General features: G+C 62.0%; 4 protein-coding genes. All 4 read right to left on the minus strand.

Going from position 1 to position 2,757, the window contains the following annotated elements; genetic code table 11:
* Positions 1-358, minus strand: a 358-nt coding sequence (locus tag AB4043_RS21555; RefSeq protein ID WP_442308042.1) for an aminotransferase class I/II-fold pyridoxal phosphate-dependent enzyme, incomplete at its 3' end; no start/stop codon positions are given.
* Positions 355-1,617 (minus strand): histidinol dehydrogenase, encoded by a 1,263-nt coding sequence (gene hisD, locus AB4043_RS21560; protein ID WP_442301909.1) that lies wholly within the window; start codon positions 1,615-1,617, stop codon positions 355-357. The genes AB4043_RS21555 and hisD, both read right to left, overlap by 4 nt.
* Positions 1,617-2,492 carry an ATP phosphoribosyltransferase gene (gene hisG, locus AB4043_RS21565; protein ID WP_442301910.1) on the minus strand — a complete coding sequence of 292 codons (876 nt, stop codon included), beginning with the start codon at positions 2,490-2,492 and terminating at the stop codon, positions 1,617-1,619. The genes hisD and hisG overlap by 1 nt, the downstream gene beginning before the upstream one ends.
* Before the next feature lie 3 nt (positions 2,493-2,495).
* The coding region (locus AB4043_RS21570) for a phosphoribosyl-AMP cyclohydrolase (protein WP_442308043.1) at positions 2,496-2,757 on the minus strand (262 nt) is incomplete at its 5' end.

Raw genomic sequence — 2,757 nt, forward strand, 5'->3', positions numbered from 1 at the left:
CGTTGACGTCGTACATGAAGAAGCTGGGGACCGCGACCACTGCCTCATCACCTTCGTTCAGAAATGTGAAGGTCACCAGGTGGATCGCCTCATCGACAGCATTGGTCAAAAGGACTTGATTTGGAGGCAGGCCGAGGTGCTTCGCAAGCTTGCGCTCTACCGGCATGCGCTCGGGATAGATGGTGAAGCTCTCTGCCGAGAGCGAGCGGATGCGTTCCAGCACCTTCGGCGAGGGAGCGAAGGTGTTCTCGTTGAAGTCCAGGCGCAACGCGTTGCGTCCCGCCAGCGGCGGGTGATACTCCGGCATCTCTTCGATGGCCTTACGCGGCTTTACCTGCGACTTGAGGGCTGCACTCATGGCTTCAACCTCACACGGACACTTTCGGCGTGACCAACCAAACCTTCGGCCTCTGCCATCGCAATGGCGTGCGGACCAAGCTTGGCCAATCCCTTGGCGGTGTACTGCTGCACTGTGATCAGCTTCACGAAGTCCATTACGGAAAGCCCGCCGCGCAGTCTGCCGGTGCGGCCTGTCGGCAGCACATGGTTCGGACCGGAGACGTAGTCACCCATCGACTGCGGGGAATGGGGCCCGATGAAGACCGACCCGGCGTTGCGGACCCACTGCAGATCCTCGGGCCGATCCACGGTCAGGTGCTCCGGCGCCAGCAGATTGGTCAGCGCCTGGGCCTCCATCGGCGTCTCGCAGACGAAGATGGTTCCGCGCGCCTCCAGCGACTCCTTGGCCAGCTTGTTCTTCCGCGCCAGAGCCTTGGCCTGCTTCAACACCTCTTTGGCCAGCGGCTCATTGGTCGTGATGAAGATGGCCAGCGTCTCCGGATCGTGCTCGGCCTGCGCTACCAGATCGGTTGCAATGCCCAGGGCATCGCCCAGATCGCTGGTGACGACGATCTCCGTCGGGCCGGCAGGCATATCGATGCCGCAATCCTGCGAGACAAACTGCTTGGCAGCGGTGACGTACAGATTGCCAGGGCCGACGATGCGCGTGACCGGCGGTGTGGAGTCGGTGCCGTAGGCCATCATCGCAATCGCCTGCGCTCCACCCACACGGTAGAACTCACTTACACCGCAGAGGTGCGCGGCTGCCAGCGTCTCCTGCCCGGGCTTGGGAGAGCAGACAACGATGCGCTCCACGCCTGCGACTTGCGCCGGAAGTGTGGTCATCAGCAGTGTGGAGGGCAAAGGATAGCGGCCCCCGGGAACATAGCAGCCGACGGCGTCAAGCGGGCGCACGGCCTGTCCGGTGCGCACTCCGGTTGCGGGTTCAATGATCCACTCCTCGGGCATCTGCGCCTCGGCAAAGGCATGGATGTTGGCCGCAGCCTCTTTCATTGCGGCCTTCAGATGCTTCGGCAGGGCGTTCCATGCGGCTTCCATCTCGGCGGGATCGACCAGGATGTCCTGCTCCGGCTGCAGGCCGTCGAACTGCTCGGCAAACTCGCGCACAGCCTTGTCACCCTTGCGCTTCACATCGGTGACGATCTTCTTTACCGCGGGAGCGACCGAGGCGGTGGAGGTTGCTCCACGCGCCGCGATCTCCTGGATAACAGCCGTAGCCTCAGCCGCCGATTTGCCGAAGGTGCGGATCAGCTTCATTACAGGACCACCTTGCTCAGCGGATACTCGACAATCCCGGTGCCGCCCGCGGCCTTGAGTTTGGGAATCACTTCGCGCACGGTCGACTCATCCAGGATGGTATTCACAGCCACCCACTCCGAGTTCGACAGGTGCGAGATGGTCGGCGAGTTCAGCGCCGGTAGTACCGCCAGTACATCCTTCAGGCTCTCGTTCTTTACGTTCAGCATCAGGCCGACCTGTGTCTGTGCGGCCATCGCGCCGTTGAGCATCAGGCTGATGTTCTGGATCTTCTCGCGCTTCCAGTCGTCCTGCCACGCGGTCTTATTGGCGATGAGCTGGGTCTCGCTCTCCATCAGGGTCTCGATGATGCGCAGACGGTTGGCGCGCAGCGAGCTTCCGGTCTCGGTTACCTCGACGATGGCGTCAGCCAGCATCGGAGGCTTCACCTCGGTGGCGCCCCAGCTGAACTCCACCTTGACGGGGATGTTCTTCTCGGCGAAGTAGCGCTTGGTGAACTCCACCAGCTCGGTGGCGATGATCTTTCCGGCCAGGTCCTCGGGCTTCTGGAAGGGCGAATCCTCCGGAACCGCGAGCACCCACTTCACCTTCTGGCGGCTCTGCTTGGAGTAGGTCAGCGAGGTGACACGCTCTACATCCGACAGGTTTTCCAGCACCCAGTCATTGCCGGTCAGGCCGGCATCGAGGGCGCCATGCTCCACATAGCGGGCCATCTCCTGCGCACGCACCAGCATGCACTCGATGTCTCCGTCGTTGATGGTGGGGAAGTAGGAGCGGCCGCTCGCGTAAATCTCCCAGCCCGCGCGCTGGAACAGCGCAATGGTTGCGTCCTGCAGGCTGCCCTTCGGAATGCCAAGCTTCAGTTTGTTCGCCATGACTTACTTCGTCTCCTGCTGAATCGGTTTGGTGAAGCAGCTTACCGTGCCCTCGTGGCACACCAGGCCGTCGCCGTCGACGGTCACCTTGAAGAGCAGCGCATCGCTGTCGCAGTCGGTCGAGATCGACACAATACGCAGGCGGTTACCGCTGGTTTCGCCCTTCATCCACAGCTTCTGCCGCGTGCGCGACCAGAAGGTGACGAAGCCGCTCTCCAGTGTCTTCTGGTAGCTGGTCTCATTCAAAAAGCCAAGCATCAGCACC

Origin of the sequence: Terriglobus sp. YAF25 (assembly GCF_052113305.1) — a bacterium.
Taxonomy (GTDB): Bacteria; Acidobacteriota; Terriglobia; order Terriglobales; family Acidobacteriaceae; genus Terriglobus.